At 71.2% G+C, this 16930-nt stretch carries 15 protein-coding genes and 1 pseudogene; 6 read left to right on the top strand and 10 right to left on the bottom strand.

Annotated features, from left to right (window positions below):
- Positions 1–12 precede the first annotated feature (12 nt).
- On the bottom strand, positions 13–177 hold the full coding sequence (locus ACH4RG_RS03585; RefSeq protein WP_398539061.1) for a hypothetical protein: 165 nt from the start codon (positions 175–177) through the stop codon (positions 13–15).
- Between the two features lie 382 nt (positions 178–559).
- On the opposite strand from ACH4RG_RS03585, the gene ACH4RG_RS03590 reads away from it, so the two are divergent.
- Together ACH4RG_RS03590 and ACH4RG_RS03595 are read left to right on the top strand one after the other, a co-directional pair.
- Positions 560–1528 (top strand): hypothetical protein, encoded by a 969-nt coding sequence (locus ACH4RG_RS03590; RefSeq protein ID WP_398539062.1) that lies wholly within the window; start codon positions 560–562, stop codon positions 1526–1528.
- Between the two features lie 423 nt (positions 1529–1951).
- Positions 1952–3415 carry an MFS transporter gene (locus tag ACH4RG_RS03595; protein ID WP_397918163.1) on the top strand — a complete coding sequence of 488 codons (1464 nt, stop codon included), beginning with the start codon at positions 1952–1954 and terminating at the stop codon, positions 3413–3415.
- A gap of 78 nt (positions 3416–3493) precedes the next feature.
- On the opposite strand, the gene ACH4RG_RS03600 is transcribed toward ACH4RG_RS03595, so the two are convergent.
- The 5 genes from ACH4RG_RS03600 to ACH4RG_RS03620 form a co-directional block, all read right to left on the bottom strand.
- On the bottom strand, positions 3494–4090 hold the full coding sequence (locus ACH4RG_RS03600) for a DUF417 domain-containing protein (RefSeq protein ID WP_397918162.1): 597 nt from the start codon (positions 4088–4090) through the stop codon (positions 3494–3496).
- A 912-nt stretch (positions 4091–5002) separates the two neighbouring features.
- Positions 5003–6427, bottom strand: coding sequence for a GH1 family beta-glucosidase (locus ACH4RG_RS03605; RefSeq protein ID WP_398161768.1), 1425 nt, complete (start codon positions 6425–6427; stop codon positions 5003–5005).
- Between the two features lie 118 nt (positions 6428–6545).
- A complete protein-coding gene (locus tag ACH4RG_RS03610) occupies positions 6546–7457 on the bottom strand; it encodes a carbohydrate ABC transporter permease (protein ID WP_398539063.1) in 912 nt (303 codons plus the stop codon).
- Positions 7454–8431, bottom strand: coding sequence for a carbohydrate ABC transporter permease (locus tag ACH4RG_RS03615; RefSeq protein ID WP_397918159.1), 978 nt, complete (start codon positions 8429–8431; stop codon positions 7454–7456). The genes ACH4RG_RS03610 and ACH4RG_RS03615 overlap by 4 nt, the downstream gene beginning before the upstream one ends.
- Positions 8432–8649: 218 nt before the next feature.
- Positions 8650–9954, bottom strand: coding sequence for an ABC transporter substrate-binding protein (locus ACH4RG_RS03620; protein ID WP_397927568.1), 1305 nt, complete (start codon positions 9952–9954; stop codon positions 8650–8652).
- A 232-nt stretch (positions 9955–10186) separates the two neighbouring features.
- Between ACH4RG_RS03620 and ACH4RG_RS03625 the strand changes: the two genes are divergently transcribed.
- Positions 10187–12997, top strand: a complete 2811-nt coding sequence (locus ACH4RG_RS03625) for a glycosyl hydrolase (RefSeq protein WP_398539064.1) — start codon at positions 10187–10189, stop codon at positions 12995–12997.
- Positions 12998–13179: 182 nt separating this feature from the next.
- On the opposite strand, the gene ACH4RG_RS03630 is transcribed toward ACH4RG_RS03625, so the two are convergent.
- Positions 13180–14223 (bottom strand): LacI family DNA-binding transcriptional regulator, encoded by a 1044-nt coding sequence (locus tag ACH4RG_RS03630; RefSeq protein WP_397918156.1) that lies wholly within the window; start codon positions 14221–14223, stop codon positions 13180–13182.
- A gap of 269 nt (positions 14224–14492) precedes the next feature.
- Here ACH4RG_RS03630 and ACH4RG_RS03635 point away from each other — a divergent pair, with 269 nt between their 5' ends.
- Positions 14493–14735 carry a hypothetical protein gene (locus tag ACH4RG_RS03635; protein ID WP_398539065.1) on the top strand — a complete coding sequence of 81 codons (243 nt, stop codon included), beginning with the start codon at positions 14493–14495 and terminating at the stop codon, positions 14733–14735.
- Positions 14725–14961 carry a hypothetical protein gene (locus tag ACH4RG_RS03640; protein ID WP_398539066.1) on the top strand — a complete coding sequence of 79 codons (237 nt, stop codon included), beginning with the start codon at positions 14725–14727 and terminating at the stop codon, positions 14959–14961. Before ACH4RG_RS03635 ends, ACH4RG_RS03640 begins: the two co-directional genes overlap by 11 nt.
- Positions 14962–15048: 87 nt before the next feature.
- On the opposite strand, the gene ACH4RG_RS03645 is transcribed toward ACH4RG_RS03640, so the two are convergent.
- Positions 15049–15402 (bottom strand): PRC-barrel domain-containing protein, encoded by a 354-nt coding sequence (locus tag ACH4RG_RS03645; RefSeq protein ID WP_397918153.1) that lies wholly within the window; start codon positions 15400–15402, stop codon positions 15049–15051.
- A gap of 167 nt (positions 15403–15569) precedes the next feature.
- Positions 15570–15740 (bottom strand): DUF5670 family protein, encoded by a 171-nt coding sequence (locus ACH4RG_RS03650; RefSeq protein WP_210992271.1) that lies wholly within the window; start codon positions 15738–15740, stop codon positions 15570–15572.
- A gap of 182 nt (positions 15741–15922) precedes the next feature.
- Here ACH4RG_RS03650 and ACH4RG_RS03655 point away from each other — a divergent pair.
- Positions 15923–16183: pseudogene (locus tag ACH4RG_RS03655) on the top strand (Uma2 family endonuclease); the annotation flags it as partial.
- Here ACH4RG_RS03655 and ACH4RG_RS03660 read toward each other — a convergent pair.
- Positions 16180–16815, bottom strand: coding sequence for an NADPH-dependent F420 reductase (locus ACH4RG_RS03660; protein WP_397918152.1), 636 nt, complete (start codon positions 16813–16815; stop codon positions 16180–16182). The pseudogene ACH4RG_RS03655 and the gene ACH4RG_RS03660 overlap by 4 nt on opposite strands.
- Positions 16816–16930 lie beyond the last annotated feature (115 nt).

The following is a 16930-nucleotide window of genomic DNA, read 5'->3' on the forward strand; positions in this document are numbered from 1 at the left end:
GGGCGAGGGTCGTCAGATGAGGCTCGGGATCGTCCCGTCGCGCTTGGTGGACCAGTTGGTGACGGTCGGCTTGACCAAGGTGGCCGTGTCGGGGAGCTCGACCTGGGCGGGGTCGGGGTCCTCCTCCGTGGTGGCGACGATGACCGCGGAGCGGGCGGCGCGACGCGAGCGCTTCATGATCTCCAGTGGGTGCCGATTGCGGTGCTGCCTGCTGACAACCACGACGCCGGGGCCGACTCGTTCTCGAACGATCCTGCGCGTGTCCAGGCTCTGTCTCAGCGCATCGGTTCCATCGGAGTGGCGTTCGTCTGTGCCGGATACCGCCTCGCGGGGCTTGTCCGGGACGGACCCGGACCGACAGGAGGAGGGCCGGGGCCCCGCACGGGGGAGGCGGTTCGTTCTGCCGGTGGACGGCGCACGGCTCCGCCGGTGCGATGTTCGGTTCATGGAGCCCGAAGCAGTGACGGAGACAGGACCCGAGGCCCGCACGAGGGCGCTTCGGCGCGTGTGGTGGCAGCGGTGGCGAAGCCGGGTGGGCCGGGCCACAACCGTATGGGCGGTGGTGTACGCGGGTTTCGGCCTGGTGTGCGCGCTGCGGGGAACGCCGCTGTTCTCCATGGGCGACACCCCGGCCTCCCCGGCGTTGAGCTGGGTGGTCGTGGTGGTGGGGGTGCTGGCCGCGGCGGCCTCCGGGGCGGTGACGCGGTACGGGGTGCGGCCGGGCCTGCGCGTACTGCTGTGGGGGACCTGCGTACTGGCCGGGGCCGCCGCGTTCGGCCTGCTGATGGACGTCATCACGCTGGTGTTCGGTCAGGGGGTGGACAGCGCGCCGGCCGCCGCGAACCACGCCCTGGCGGCGACCGGGTGCCCGCTGCTCGCGGCCACGGCCCGGACCGTCGGCGGCCCGGGCGTCCCGACCGGCGCGGTCGCCCCGCCGGCTCCGTCAGCAGCCGCGCGACCGGTGCAACTCGCCGCCTGGGCGGGCACGGTGGCCTTTCTGCCCTACGTGGCGATGAAGATCGTATGGGTGTCCGGCGGCACCTTCGCCGGAAACACCGGCGAGCAGATGCTCGCGATCTCCGAGCACAACGGAGCCTCGGAGATCTGGCTCACCCTGGAGTCCTGGGGTCTGGACGGCACCGTGCTGTTGGCCGCGCTCGGCGTCTTCCTGCTCTGGGGTCTGGTCCGGCCGTGGGGCCAGGTCTACCCGCGCTGGACACCGTGGCTGCGCGGCAGGCGCGTCCCCCGCGGGCTCCCTCTCGTCCCGGCCCTGGTGGGCGCCGCCACCCTGGCCCCGTACGGGGTGCTCGGCGCCGGCTACCTCGCTCTGGCCACGGCCGACGTGGTCACGGTGCGCCAGGGCGACTTCTCCTCGCCCGGTGACGCGCTCCTCGTCGGATGGATCGGCATGGTCGCGTTCGGCGTCTACGGGTGCGCCCTGATCGCCGCCACCCGCTCGTACTGGGTCCGCACCCGTCCCGTCGCCGTGACGACGGAGCGCGACAGGCCTGTCCGGACTTCTGGGTGAACAGTCGGACGCGGCCGTCCCCGATGTCGGAGGGCGTGTCGGCTTGTTGCCTCAACCGCGCGGTGCAGTAGGGGAGTTCGGTGCAACTCGGCCCCGTGGAGGGGCGATCGAGACCAGGGGCGCCGTTCTCCGCACCGCGGGCCCCCGCTGCCCCTGCCGTGTGCGGGATGGCTCCCTGCGCCACCGGGCGAGCCCGCTCGCGTCGCTCCCCGTCGGGCGCGGGACGCGCGGTGCGGAACAGGGGCGCCGCACCGGACGTATGAGACGGATCACGCCCGTACATGGCGCGGACCGGGCTGAGACCGGTGGTTAGATTGTCGGGCTCGGCCCCGTGGTCGAGGTGGTCGGACCCCGCCTTCCGGTGTCCGGTCCGAGGCTTGAAACCTCCGGCGCTCATCTGGACAGAACCCCGGAGGTTTCTTCATGTCTGTCTCCCTGCCCTCCCAGTCCTCCGCACCGGATCCCCGCCGATGGTGGGCGCTCGCGGTGATCGCGCTGACACAGCTGGTGGTCGTGCTCGACGCGACCATCGTCAACGTGGCCCTGCCCCAGGCCCAGCTCGAACTGGAGCTGAGCGACACCGAGCGGCAGTGGGTCATCACCGCCTACGTCCTGGCGTTCGGCGCGCTGCTGCTGCTCGGCGGACGCGTCGCGGACTACTGGGGGCGCAAGCGCAGCTACATGGTCGGGATGCTCGGCTTCGGCGCCGCCTCCGTCTGGGGCGGTCTCGCGCAGAGCGGGACCGAGCTGATCGCGGCGCGCGGCCTCCAGGGGGCCTTCGCGGCGCTGCTGGCCCCCGCCGCGCTTGCTCTGCTGACGGTCACGTTCCCGGCCGGGCGGGAGCGCGGAACGGCGTTCGCGGTGTTCGGCACCGTCGCCGGCACCGGTGCCGCGGTGGGCCTGGCGCTGGGCGGCGTCCTGACCGAGTACGCCGACTGGCGGTGGTGCCTGCTGGTCAACATCGTCTTCGCCGTCGTCGGCCTGATCGGCGCGCTGCTGTTCGTCTCCGAGAGCCGGGTCGAGGGCGACAACCGGTACGACATCTGGGGCACCCTCGCCGTCACCCTCGGCCTGGCCGCCCTGGTCTACGGGTTCACCCTGGCGGAGTCCGGATGGACCGCGCCGGACACCATCGGCTTCCTCGTCGGCGGCCTGGTGCTGCTGGCGGCGTTCGTGTGGATCGAGGCCCGCGTCGCGCAGCCGCTGCTGCCGCTGCGCGTCGTGCGTGACCGTGCCCGCGCCGGAGCGTTCCTCATCCAGGCGGCCATCGGCGCCGTCTACATCGGGATGACCCTCTACCTGATGTTCCACCTCCAGATCGTGCTCGGGCTCTCCCCGCTGCTCGCCGGACTCGCGAGCCTCGCGATGACCTTCGCGACCATGATCACCGCACCCGTGGCCGCCAGGCTGCTGCCCACGCGGGGACCGCGCGTCCTGATGGCCGGTGGGCCGTTGATCGCCGCGGCCGGGATGGGGTGGCTGACCTTCGTCACGGCCGACGGGAGCTACTGGACGGAGGTGTTCGGCGGCCTCGTGGTCGTGGGCGTCGGGATCGCGTTCGTGATCATCCCGGTGCAGAACGTCGCGCTCGCCGGGGTGGGGCACCACGACGCCGGCGCGGCATCGGCCCTGGTCAACTCCGCCATGCAGATCGGCGGATGCGTGGGCCTCTCGGTGTTCACCACGATCTACCTCGGTGCCGTCGAACGGTCCGCCGCGGCCGGATCGGGCCGGGGGGCCGCCCTCACCGAGGGCTATTCCGCGGTGTTCCTCGCCACCGCCGTCACCCTGGTGGTCGCGGCGGTCGTCGCCGCGACCATGCTCCGGGGGCCGCGTCCCTCGGTCACCCCGCAGCAGTTCGCCGAGGTTCCGGCCCACGTCGGCTGACCGCTGGTGCTGGTGCTGGTGCTGCCATGGGTGCCGAGACTGCCGGCCGGAGTGTTCCGAGGGCGGGGCCTGTTCCCTTCAGCCCGACGCCGCTCGGTCGGTACCGTCCGGCCGCCGTGACGACCTGGACCCGCTTCCCCACGCGTCGGCGGCCACCACCAGGCACACGGCCACGAGGACCACGTTCTTGACGACGTACTGCCCTTCCATGGTCGGAGCGGGGGAGTGGGGCTGCCACATGGCGTCGGGCAGGAGGACGAGGGTCGAGAACACGCCGCCCATGTGGAGGAAGAACGCGACGAGAGCGGGGCGCAGCAGGCGGCCTCCCGCGACCAGACCGATCCCGATGGCCGTCTCCAGTGCCGCGAGGGAGAGCAGCAGCACCGTCTCCGGTACGAGGCCCAGGGTCATCTTCGTGGCCGCGTCGACGGCCAGTTGCTCGGCAGGGCTGGCCGAGGGGAACAGTTTCAGCACGCCGAAGCCGAGGAAGACGATCCCGACGGTCATCCTCAGCAGGACGACGGCGCGCACGTTGACGTGGTCGGCCAGCCGTTGAAGGGCTGCTCGGGCGCCGGCTGTCGCCGGACGCTCGCGGCCGAACCCGCGTGTGTGGGACGGGGGTTGGGGTGTGCTGCCGGGCGGGGGAAGGCTCGGCTCGGCGGTGTGGCTCCTCATGTGCGATCTCCCGCTGTGTCCGTGGGGGTGGGAAAGCGTGCATGGGCGGTCCGCGCGGGTACGCGGGCGCCTGTGGGGCGTTTGCGGGAAGCGTCGGCTGTTTGTCGCTTCGGCGCACGGGGTGACGGGCCTCTCGCCGGCGCCCTGGGGTTCTTCTCCTCGGCTGGGGGATCTGGCGGATCTGGCGGATCTGGGGATCTGGAGGGTTCGTGAGGTGAGGTCGCGTGCGCCTGGCCGGGTACGTGGGCGAGGCAGGGGCGGCGCGTGACCACCACCGCCGACTGCCTCTCACTGCTTGGTCTAGACCATACGGGTGAGGGTCCGGAGGTCAAGAGGCGTACGGAGCGGCCTCTGTCGGAGCCGACGGATTCGCGCCAAGTTGCACCAGGGCCACGGGGGTTGGGGGGCGGTGCGCGCGGTGCCCGCGGATCGGCCGCGCAGACGGCCGGAGCCGGCCGAGCCGATGGGGCCGCCACCCGGCTCACCGGCCCGGACGGGCTGCGGCCCGCCCCTCGGCTGAGCAGCCTCGTTCTGCCGGCTCCAGGGACGCTCGGCGTTCCGGGGGCACCGGTCGGGCTGTGCTCCCACGGCCTCTTCGGGCCACGCGGGTGCTCCGCCGCCCTCCGGACCTGCTACCCGCTCGTGTGGGGGACTTCACCGGTGATTCATCCGGCCGAAACTAGCCCGGCCGATTCCGGGAGAAAATGCTCATCGCCCGTACTGTTCGGCCGGGCACACCGCCCGCAGGCCCGGGCACACCCGGGCAGCGCCCGAGTAGCCCCGGGTACGCGTCGGGGCCCGGAGCGCGTGCCGCCCCGAGCCCCCGAGCCTCCGCGTGACCCGTACCCGTACCCGTACCCGTACCCGTACCCGTGCCCGTGCCCGTACTCGTAACCCGTGCCCGGCAGAGGCTCAGCGTTCCAGGCCGCCCCGCGCGATCACCTCCGCGTACCACCGCGCGCTGTCCTTCGCCGTGCGGCGCTGCGACGCGAAGTCCACGTGCACGATGCCGAACCGCTTGCTGTAGCCGTACGCCCACTCGAAGTTGTCCAGCAACGACCACAGGAAGTACCCGCGCACGTCCGCCCCGTCCGCGATCGCCCGGTGGACCGCCGCCAGGTGGGCGTCCAGGTACGCCACCCGCTCCGGGTCGTGGACCGCGCCCTCCGGGTCGGCGTAGTCGTCGTACGCCGCCCCGTTCTCCGTGACCAGCAGCGGCACGGACGGGAGTTCGTCTCGGAGGCGGGCCAGCAGTTCGTACAGGCCGTCCGCGTCCACCGGCCAGTCCATCGCGGTGCGCGGCCCGGCCGCCGGGGTGAACGCCACGTGCTGTTCCGCGCCCGCCCACGTCGACGGCGACTCCGACGTACCAGCCGAAACCACGCTGGGGGAGTAGTAGTTGATGCCCAGCGAGTCGATCGGCGTCGACGTCACCTCCAGGTCACCGTCCCGGACGAACGACCAGTCCGTCACCTCCGCCGTGTCCTCGACCAGGTCCTGCGGCAGCCGGCCGTGGAAGACCGGGTCCAGGAAGATCCGGTTCGCCACCGCGTCGATCCGCCGCACCGCGTCGCGGTCCGCCTCGGTGTCCGCCAGCGGGCGCAGCGCGTGGAGGTTCAGGGTGAGGGAGATCTCGGCGGTGTCCGGCAGGAGATCGCGCAGGACGCGGGCGCCCGCGCCGTGCGCCAGGTTCAGGTGGTGGGCGGCGCGCAGGGCCGCGAGGTCGCTGGTCCGGCCGGGGGCGTGGACCCCGTTCCCGTAGCCGAGGAACGCCGCGCACCAGGGCTCGTTGAGCGTCGTCCAGGTCTCCACCCGGTCGCCCAGCGCGCCGGCCACCAGGCCCGCGTACTCCGCGAACCGGTGTGCCGTGTCCCGCTCCGGCCAGCCGCCCGCGTCCTCCAGCTCCTGCGGCAGGTCCCAGTGGTAGAGCGTGGCGACCGGTCTGATCCCGGCCGCCAGCAGCTCGTCCACCAGACGGCGGTAGAAGTCCAGGCCGCGTTCCACGGCCGGGCCCCGGCCGGTCGGCTGGACCCGGGACCAGGAGACGGAGAACCGGTAGTCGGTGACGCCCAGTTCCTTCATCAGGCGTACGTCGTCCGGCATCCGGTGCAGATGGTCGGCGGCGATGTCACCGGTGTCGCCGTTGCGCACCTTGCCGGGCGTCCGGCTGAAGGTGTCCCAGATGGAGGGCGTACGGCCGCCCTCGGTGGCCCCGCCCTCGATCTGATAGGCGGCGGTGGCGGTCCCCCAGCGGAACGCCGTGGGGAAGCGGAGTTCCGCCACGGTGTCGGGGCGGGGAACCGAGGAGTTCGCCGGACGGGCATCGACAGCGGTCATGGACTGACACTCCAGAGGTGAGGGAGGGGGCGGGCCCCGCGGGGAGGGGCGGGGCCCGCAGGGAGGGCGGGCGGCCCCGCAGGGAGGGTGGGCCCGCGGGGCGGGGCGGCGTACGGCGTCAGCCCTTGACCGCGCCCTGCATGATGCCGCCGACGATCTGCCGGCCCAGCAGGCCGAAGACCAGCAGCACGGGCAGCGTGCCCAGCAGCGTGCCGGCCATGATCACCGACTGGTCGTTGACGTACCCGCCGCCGAGCTGACGCAGCGCGACCTGCACGGTCGGCTCCTGCGAGGACAGCGCGATGATCGGCCAGAAGAAGTCGTTCCACGCCGTCATGAACGTGAGCATCCCGAGCACCGCCATCCCGGGCCGCGCGATCGGGATCACGATCGACCAGAAGATCCGGGCCGTCGACGCCCCGTCGACCCGGGCCGCCTCGATCAGCTCGTCCGGCAGCGACTGCACCAGGTACTGGCGCATGAAGAACACCCCGAAGGCCGAGACCAGGCCCGGCAGGATCACCGCCTGGAGCTGGTTCACCCACTGGAGCTCGGCGATCAGCATGAAGAGCGGGATCACACCGAGCTGCGGCGGGATCATCATCGTCCCGATCGTCAGCGTCAGCAGCGCGCCCCGGCCCCGGAACCTCAGCTTGGCGAAGGCGAATCCGGCCAGCGTGCAGCACAGGACCGAGCCGATCGTGATCGAGCCGGACACGATCAGCGAGTTGAGCAGGGCCTTGCCGATGTCGGCCTCTTCGAGGACCGCGTCGAAGTTCTTGATGAGGTTCGGTCCGGGCAGCAGGCTCGGGGGCACCTGCGCCAGGTCCGCGTTGGACCGGCTGGCCGCGACGATCGTCCAGTAGAACGGGAACGCGGAGATCAGCAGCGCGACACCGAGGATGAGGTAGGAGAGCCAGCCGCCTTTCATCGTCCGGCCCGCGCCCTCTCCACGGATCCGCTTGCGCGGTGGGTCCTGCGGCGGGCGGCCCTTCCCGGGCGCGGTCGGCGGTGCGGCGAGCGCGGTCATCGGCCGGCCTCCTTGCGTGAACGGCGGCGCGCGATCAGGGCGTTGACCCCGACGAGCACCACGATCAGGACGAACATCACCCAGGCGATGGCCGCGGCCCGGCCCAGGTGGAAGAAGCCCCAGCCCTGCTCGTACATGTACAGGCCGAGGGTCTGGTACTGGTGCGAGATGCCGCCGGAGATCGACCCCTCGAACAGCAGTGGCTCGCCGAAGAGCTGGGTCGCGCCGATCGTCGAGATGATCACCGTGAAGACGATGGTGGGACGGAGCCCGGGCAGCGTGACGTGGATGAACTGCCGCCAGCGCGACGCCCCGTCCATCTCCGCCGCCTCGTACAGCTCGTGCGGGATCGACTGCATGCCCGCCAGATAGATCAGCGCGTTGTACCCGGTCCAGCGCCAGATCACGATGGTGGAGACCGCGATCTGCGAGGCGACCGTGCCCGTCTGCCAGTCCACCGGATCGAAGCCGACCAGCCCGATCACGTAGTTGATCAGCCCGAAGTCGCGGCCGAAGAGCTGCGCGAAGACGAGCGTGGCCGCGGCGACCGACGTGGCGTACGGGAGCAGGATCGCCGTCCGGATGAAGGTCCGGCCGCGCAGCTTGTAGTTGAGCAGGTGCGCGAGGCCGAGTGCCATCGCGAGCTGCGGGACGGTGGACAGCACGCCGATCGTGAACGTGTTGCGCAGCGAGATCCAGAAGTACTCGTCGGTGAACAGCGCCGTGTAGTTGGCGATGCCCCGCCACTCCATCTCGCCGCTCGTCTGGAGCTCGACCCGGTAGAGCGAGACGAACGCCGTGTAGAGGAGCGGGAAGAGTCCGAAGGCCAGGAACAGGGTGAAGAAGGGGGCGATATAGGCGTACGGGGAGGCCTTGCGCCAGGTGCGCCGGAGGGCGGCGGCCCGGCCGTCGTCGGGGCCGGGCCCGGTTCCGGACGGGCGGGGCCCGGCCTTCGCGGTGGCGGTGAGGGACACGGTGCGGCCCTTCGGGATCGGGAGCGGGCTGGGGGCGCGGAGGAGAGGTACGGGGGCGGGGCGGGCCCGTCCGGTGGGCCGGTCTCCGCCGTGCGCGGGAGAGGTACGGGCGTGAGCGAGTGTCGGACTCAGCCGTGCGCGGGGCCGGCCCGTCCGCCGTGCGCGCGGGCGGACCGGCCCCTGACCGCCGGGGTGTGGCGGTGGGGCGGCGAGCGGCGTCAGCCGATCACGTTGTCCACGCCCTTCTTCGCCGTCTGCCACGCCTTGTCCGACGACACTCCCTTGCGCTCGACCTCGCTCAGCGCGTTCGTGATCTGCTGCATCACGTTCTGGTCGTGCACACCCAGCACCTGGACCGGGGACTCCTTGGCCGCCTCACCGAAGATCCGGCCGATCGGGGCGCCCGAGAAGTACGCGTCCTTCGCGCCCGCGATCGTCTCGATGGCGCCCGTGGAGGACGGGAAGTTGCCCTGCTTCTGGAAGACCTTCGCCTGCTGTTCGGGGGCGGTCAGCCACTCGATCAGCTTGTACGCCTCCTCCTTGTGCTTGGCCGCACGCGGGATGGAGAGGTACGAGCCGCCCCAGTTGCCCGCCCCGCCGGGGAGCTTGGCGATGTCCCACTTGCCCTTGCCCGCGTCGCCGGCCTGGCCCTTGACGTAGCCGAGCATCCAGGCCGGGCACGGGATCGTCGCGAAAGAACCGGCCGCGAACGCCTGGTTCCACTGCGGGGACCACTGGTCCAGCTTCGCGCTCAGGCCCGCCTCGGCAGCCGCCACGGAGGTGTCCCAGGCCTCCTTGACCGCCGGGTTCTTCTCGTAGATCAGCTCGCCGGAGGCGTCGTAGTACCGCTCCTTCTCCTGGCCGATCATGATCCCGTAGAGCGAGCCGACACTGTCCAGCCAGGCGCTCTTGGCGGGGGCCTTCTTCTTGTACTGCTTGCCCAGCTCCAGATAGCCGTCCCAGGTGGCCCACTGCTTCGCGAGCTCCTCGCGGTCCGTGGGCAGCCCGGCCTGCTGGAAGAGGTCGGTGCGGTAGCACATCGCCTCGGGGCCGACATCCGTGCCGAGGCCGAGGATCTTGCCGTCCTCGGTGGTCGCCGCCGACCACTTGGCATCGGCGAACTCGCCCTTGAGCTTGTCGGCCCCGAACTCCTTCAGGTCCTGGAACTTGTCGGACTGCTGCTGGGTGACCGAGGCGATACGGCCCACCTCGACGCCCTGCACGTCCGCGAGACCGCCGCCGCCCGCCAGCCGGGTCTGGAGCGACTTCCAGTAGTCCGCCTCGTCCTGGGTGTCGCTCTGCTTGATCGTGATGTCCGGGTTGAGCTTCTGGTACTCCTCGTACAGCCCGGCCTCCTTGAAGCCGAACGACCCGAAGAGGTCGACGTTGAGCGTCACCTTTCCGCCCGCGCCGTCGGAGGAGCCCGACGAGTCGCTGGATCCACAGGCGGCGAGGAGCGCCCCGGCGAGGACGACCGCGCCGAGGCGGGCGGTGGCTCTCTTGGCGGCTCGGGCGATGGGCATGGGAAGCCTCCCTTGGCTTCGGGATGAACCGAGCGCTTTGAGAGCGCTCTCAAACCTGCGTCTGGAGCGTCCCCCACCGCCCCCGCCCCGTCAAGACTCGAACGCATAACAGCTTGGGGTCGCCCGTGCCGCCCATCCAATTGCCGTCTGTGCGCGATCTATTGACACTTATGTTTCAGGAGTTTTACGTTCCTTGGCACCTGAGAGCGCTCTCGGAAGCGCTCCTCCCCCCATGATCGAGGTGCTGCTCGTGCGAACCTCCCTCTCCAGACTCGCCTCCAGACCCGCCGCGGCGACGCTCCTCGCCATCGCCGTGGCCGCCGTGGGGCTGGGCCCCGCCGCATCGCCCGCTGCCGCCGCCACCATCCCCGCCGGCGCCGGCAGCTACTCCGACTCCCGCCCCGCCGGTACCTCCGGCCCGACCACCGACACCGGCGCGCCGGTCACCCCCAAGCTCACCACCGCCGCACGGGACAAGCCGGTCCCGACCAACGACTGGTGGTCCTCGCTCGCCTATCAGCGCTACGGCGACAACCCGTACAGCACCCCCATGTACGGCCACCCGCTCACCTACCAGGCCAAGGCCTCCGGGCTGGAGGTCGGCTATCCGACCACGCCCGCGATCGTCGGCGACGGCCGCCAGTACGAGTACGCCCACAAGGCCGACCTCACCGTCGGCCTCAGCGGCCTGAACTCACCCGACACCAAGGCCGACGCCTGGTCCGACTGGACGGTCACGCCCTACTGGGCCGACGGCTCCCGCACCTTCCGGGCCACCATCGGCCACGGCATGCCCTTCGTGTACGCCAAGGGCTCCGGCGGTGACGCCCGCATCACCACCGCCTCCACGCCCACCGTCTTCTCCGACCAGGGCAATGTCCTCGGCATCACCGTCGCCGGACACCACTACGCCCTCTTCGCCCCGACCGGCAGCGACTGGAACGTCTCCGGCACCGCGCTCACGGCCGGGCTCGGCTCCAAGGACTACTTCTCGCTCGCCGTGCTGCCCTCCACGGAAGCGCTCGCGACCTACAAGAAGTACGCCTTCAGCTTCGTCACCGGCTCCCAGGTGGCCTGGCAGTCCACCGGCGGCAACGTGCGGGCGACCTACAGCCTGACGACCGAGGCCAAGGAGGGCACCGAACGGGGCACGCTCCAGGCCCTCTACCGCCACCAGTGGCTGCACACCGCCGACGCGCTGACCCCTTACACGTACGTGTCGCCGCGCGGCACGATGAAGGTGCGCGAGTCCGCCTCCTTCACCACCAGCCAGAAGAACAACGGCGTCGTGCCCGCGCTGCCCGCCGCCGGCGGCGTCGACAAGGCCCGGCTGGCCGGCTACCTCAACGAGGTCGCGAACGCCTCCGACCCGTTCTCCGGGGCCGCCGACACCTACTGGACCGGCAAGGCGCTCGGCCGCCTCGCCCAACTGGTGCCCGTCGCCGACCAGATCGGCCAGACCGCCACCCGCGACAAGCTCCTCGGCCTGATGAAGGGCCGGCTCCAGGAGTGGTTCACGGCGGGCGGGGCCGCTGAGTTCAGCTACGACAAGGACTGGAAGACCCTCACCGGCTACCCGGCCTCGTACGGCAGCGACACCGAGCTGAACGACCACCACTTCCACTACAGCTACTACGTCTACGCGGCGGGGATCATCGCCCAGTACGACCAGGCCTGGGTCGCCGACTCCGCCTGGGGCACGATGATCAAGCACCTGATCCGCGACACCGCCAACGCCAGCCGCACCGACTCCGCCTACCCGTTCCTGCGCGGCTTCGACGTGTACGCGGGCCACAGCTGGGCCTCCGGGCACCAGGGCTTCGGGGCGGGCAACAACCAGGAGTCCTCCTCCGAGTCCATCAACCTCAGCGCGGGACTCGTCCTCTACGGCTCGGCCACCGGCGACACCGGCCTCCGCGACCTCGGCAGCTACCTGCTGACCACCGAGTCCGAGGCGATCACCCAGTACTGGTTCGACGCCTCGCAGCAGGTCTTCCCCGCCTCCTTCGGCCACGACACGGTCGGCATGGTCTGGGGCAGCGGCGGCGCGTACTCCACCTGGTGGACCGCCAACCCGGAGGAGATCCACGGCATCAACGTCCTCCCGGTGACCGGCGGTTCCCTCCACCTGGCCCGTGAGAAGGCGGCCATCAAGCGGAACATCGCCGAGATGGAGCGCGAGAACGGCGGGCCCGCACAGGAGTGGCGCGACCTGCTCTGGCAGTTCGAGTCGCTGGCGGACCCGGCGGCGGCGAAGGCCAAGTGGGACGGCGTGAACGGGAACTACGAGCCGGAGCAGGGTGAGTCCAAGGCGCACACCTACCACTGGATCAACACCCTGAACACGGTCGGCGCGCCCGATATGACGGTCAGCGGCGACCTGCCGACCTCCGCCGTCTTCTCGAAGGACGGCGTCCGCACCTACACCGCCCACAACCACGGCTCCACGGCCCGTACGGTCACCTTCTCCGACGGCAAGACCCTCTCCGTGCCCCCTCGTTCGACGGCCACTAGCACGGGCCCCGGCGGCGACCCCGGCCCCGGCCCGGACCCGGAGCCGCCGACCGGCAACACCTTCCGCCTCAAGTCCGGCGGCGTCCTCACCACCGCCACCACCGACCCGGCGGGTGCGGACACCGTCGCCTCGGCCGACGGCGTCAACCGTGACGGCACCCCGTACCGGCCGAGCGTCTACGAGGTGAAGAAGGTCAACGGCAAGGTCGCTCCCGGCGCGGCCACCGCGTTCCGCCTCCGGGTCGACGCGGGCACGAAGGTCGGGCTCGCCCCGCAGGTCCGGGTCAGCTACGACCTCACCGGCGACGGCACGTTCGACCGGGCCGAGACCTTCCGCTACTTCGCGACCGACCCGGTCAACGGCTGGGAGGAGTACACGCAGGCGGTCGGTGCGAAGGCTGTCACCGGGAGCCTGGGCGAGCTGAAGAACGGCACGGTCCGCCTGGAGGTCTGGAACGCGCTCGGCAGCGGCACGTCCCAGGTGCAGACCGGCACGGACGCGGCCGTCCTGAAGATCCCGTACGTGTAGGTCGCGCGGGATCCCGAATGTCCGGGTCGCGCCACCCCATCCGGATAACCGGATAAGTGGCGGGATCCGTACGTGTAGGGCGTGACCCGTACGGGCACGATGCGTGTGGCGGGTCTCCGGCTCCTCAGGGCGGAGGCCCGCCGCACTGCCGTGTGGAGGCGCGTGTGCGGGCCCCCGGGCCCTCAGGCCGAGGCCCGTCGTACCAGTGTCGTCGGGGTGATCACCGAGTCGGGCGCCGGACCGCTGCCCGTACGGTCCCGGCCCAGGCGGCGCAGCAGCAGCCGGGCCATCAGCCGGCCCTGCCCCTCGATGTCCTGGTTGACCGTGGTCAGCGGCGGATCGGTGGTCCCGGCCACCGAGTCCATGTCGTCGAACCCGACGATCGCCACCTGCTCCGGCACGGCCACGCCGCGCTCCCGCAGCACACGCAACGCACCTGACGCCATCAGGTCGTTGGCGGCGAACACCGCGTCCAGGTCGGGCCGCCGCTCCAGCAGCTCCGCCATCGCCCGGGCCCCGCTCTCCACGGTGAACGCACCCTCGGCGACAAGCGTCGGATCCACGTCCAGCAGGACGTCCCGGTAGCCGTCGAGGCGGTCCATCGCCGAGGTCTGGTCGGGCGGTCCGCCGATGTGCGCGATCCGCTCCCGCCCGAGGTCCTTCAGATACCGCACGGCCACCCGCGCGCCGCCCCGGTTGTCCGCGTCCACGTACGAGACGGCCTGGTCCCCGGGATCGGCGGTCCAGCTGGGCCGGCCCCCGTACACCGTGGGAATCCCCGCCCGCCGGGTGATCGCGGGCAGCGGGTCGTCGGTGTGCAGCGAGAACGCGAGCGCCCCGTCGACGTGTCCGCCGGACAGGTAGCGGGCGATCCGGTCGAAGTCTCCTGGCCCCTCCACCAGCAGCAGGACGAGCTGGGTGTCATGGGCGGTCAACTCCTTGCTGATGCCCCTGATCTGCTGGGAGAAGAAGGGGTCGGAGAAGATCCGTATCTCCGGCTCCGCGATGACGACGCCCACCGCTCCCGTCCGCCGGGTCACCAGGGTCCTGGCCGCGTGGTTCGGGATGTAGCCCAGCTCGTCGACCGCCTTGAGCACCTTGTCCACGAGCGGCTTGCGGACTCCGTCGCCCCCGTTGACGACCCGCGAGGCGGTGGCCCGCGACACCCCCGCACGTGCCGCGACGGCTTCCAGGGTGGGCCGGGACCCGGGGGACTGCTCGGGCAAGGCGGTCGCTCCTCGTCGAGGGGGGCGGCGCTACGCGGGCTGGTGCGTGGGGGTGCGCGGGGTGCTGTGCGCGTGCTCGGTGTCGCCGCCGGATCGTCTACAGCCTAGCGCCGGGCGCGGACAGCGCTGAGAGCGCTTCCAGAGGGGGAGTGCGAGGGTAACCGTCGGTAGTGGGGAAGCGGTTGCCCGAACTGCGCCTCTTCCGGGCCAGCTGCGCGTTGGACACGCTGGGTATGCATGGCCATCACTCAGAGTGGAAGGTGTACGGCATGGAAGCGATGGAGCGGCGCAGGGCGGCGGCGGACCGTGTGCGGGTGGCGGAGGACGCTGTGGAGCGGTTGAAGGAAGGGCTTGCTGAGTTCGGGGTGAAGCTGCCGTCCCTGCGGATCGATCCGGTCTCGTGTGCGGGGGACGAACCGGCGCCCCTGGTCGACCTGGGCCGCTGCAACGTCGACACCGCGTTGCGGCTGTCGGAGGTGCTGGCGGAGAAGGAGAGCGGTCATGCCGACTGAGGGGGGCGAACCGGGTGTGCCCGCGGCGGGCGGGTTCGCGGTGGACGCACGGGACGGGCGGGTCGGCCGGGTGACGGGCCGGGCCGGGCCGAACGTGCGGCTGCGGCCGCCCGGCGGCGGGCCGGAGTGGGAATGCCCGCCGGAGGCGGTGCGGGCGGCGTCACCGGGAGTGGTGCTGCGCGCCCGGGTGGCGGAGATCAACAGAGAGGGGCAGTTGCCGCGTTGAGGCCGGGCAGGGTGCCCCCGCCCGAGGCGGCGGGGCCGGCCCCTCCTCGGGTCCGGGCCCGCCGCCGTTCGGGGGGCGTACGCCGGGTCACATGATGCGATAGGCCAGGTAGTACGCGGACAGCTGCTCGTGGTAGCCCGGGTCGTCGGCCTGCCGGTGGCGGTCGAACTCCGGGGAGTCCTTGACCTGTTCCTTGGTGAGGTCGACGTAGACCTTCTGGTCCTCGGTGTCGATGCGCTTCACCGTGCCCGCGGGCAGCAGGACGTCCTTGCCGAAGATCCAGCCTCCGGTGTCGACGAGCAGATAGGCAGAACCCACCTCGTCGGAGTGCTTGTCGACCTTTCCGATACTGCCGTCTGTCGCCTCGACCGAATAACCGGTCAGATCGGCGCCCGCGGTGTGACCGCTCGACGGCTGATATCCCCATAGGGACTCGCTCATTGTGGCTCCTTTCGCGAAGGTCGCCCAGGGCATTCGTGTCCGGTGGATCGGAAATGCACTTCTGATTTATCCACCGAACGATATTTCCGCTGAACTTCGTGTGCCCGGGGAGAGGCGGCGTACACCTCGGCGGTCCGACGGCCGGCGGCGGACGCAGGGAGAAGTGCCTACCAGCGGTACCACCGGCCCCGTCGGCCGCCGCTCGCGGCGGGACGGACGAAGAACCCTACGAGCCACAGCACCAGGACGATCACGGCTATCCACCAGAGGGCTTTGACCGCGAAACCGACACCGAAGAGAACCAGGGCGAGCAGAAGAACGAGAAGCAGGGGAACCATGATTATCAACCTCCGGAAAGGCAGGTTCCCGCTTACGCTTTTCCTACACATGAGGGTGTCGGTACATTCCCCGCGACCGGACGGGGAACGGGGCGCGGTCATACTCGTGACCGGTGGTCGCCGCGCGCTTCCCTGGGCGGGCCCACTCGTTCGTGGGCCGCTGGGAGGAGCGGCGGACAGCCGTGGAAGAGATCACCTCGAGGGGCGACGCGCGGGAGGACCGCACCAAGAAGTACCGCGCGTATGCCCGCGCGGGAGTCCCGACGTACCTGCTGATCGACCGGTTCGACACCAGGGGGCCGAGGGTCACGCTGTTCACGGAACCGAACGAGGACGGCACGTACGAGCACACGGACGCGGTGCCGTTCGGCAAGCCGCCGGCCCTGCCGTCCCCGTTCGACGTGCGGCTGATGACGGGGGAGTTCCCGGGGCCCGCCGTCTAGCGGGTGCCCGCCGACGGGCGGGTGACCACCTTGATGTTGAAGGTGTGGGACCCCACGCCGCCCGCGATTCCCATGAAGAGGAACGCGAAGTGCTCCTGGCCGCGCGCCGTGGTGATGCCGCCGATGTCGAGCTGGGAGGACTCGGGCCACCCGAGGTCCGTGAGCAGCCGGCCGGTGGTGCGCTTGGCCTCGGCGTCGTCGCCGGAGAGGAAGACCGTGCCCGGCTCGGTGAGGTCGCCCGGGGCGGTCATGGTGGTGGAGTCCATCGTGCAGAGCGTCTTGACGACGGGAGTCAGCGGGAACGCCTCCTGGATCAGTTCGCCCAGGCTGCTGTTGGGGTGGGTGAGCGCGCTGAAGTCGTCGGAGAGGCCGACGCCGACGTCGATCAGCAGTGTGCCGGCCAGCGCCGGGGCTCCGATGGAGTGCAGCAGCTCCACGGAGACCCCGCCGGGAGTGGCGTTGACCAGCACCTCCGCATGTGCGGCCGTCTCGTCGAGGCCGGCGACGGGCAGTCCGAGGCCGGTGCGTTCTTCGGGCCGACGTGATCCGAGGACGACGTCGTGTCCTGCGGCGCGCCAGCCGTGGGCCAGGGCGCGGGCGACATTTCCGGTACCGAGAAGTCCTATACGCATGAGGTCGACGCTAGTCAGCGGGGCCCCGTGGCGTATCGGGCTGGAGACCGGGGCGGACCGGCACCTGAGGCGTAGTCCGCAGGACGCCCCCGGCTCGCCCTCCGGGACGGGGGTG

The organism is Streptomyces sp. NPDC021019, assembly GCF_044333295.1.
Taxonomy (GTDB): Bacteria; Actinomycetota; Actinomycetes; order Streptomycetales; family Streptomycetaceae; genus Streptomyces.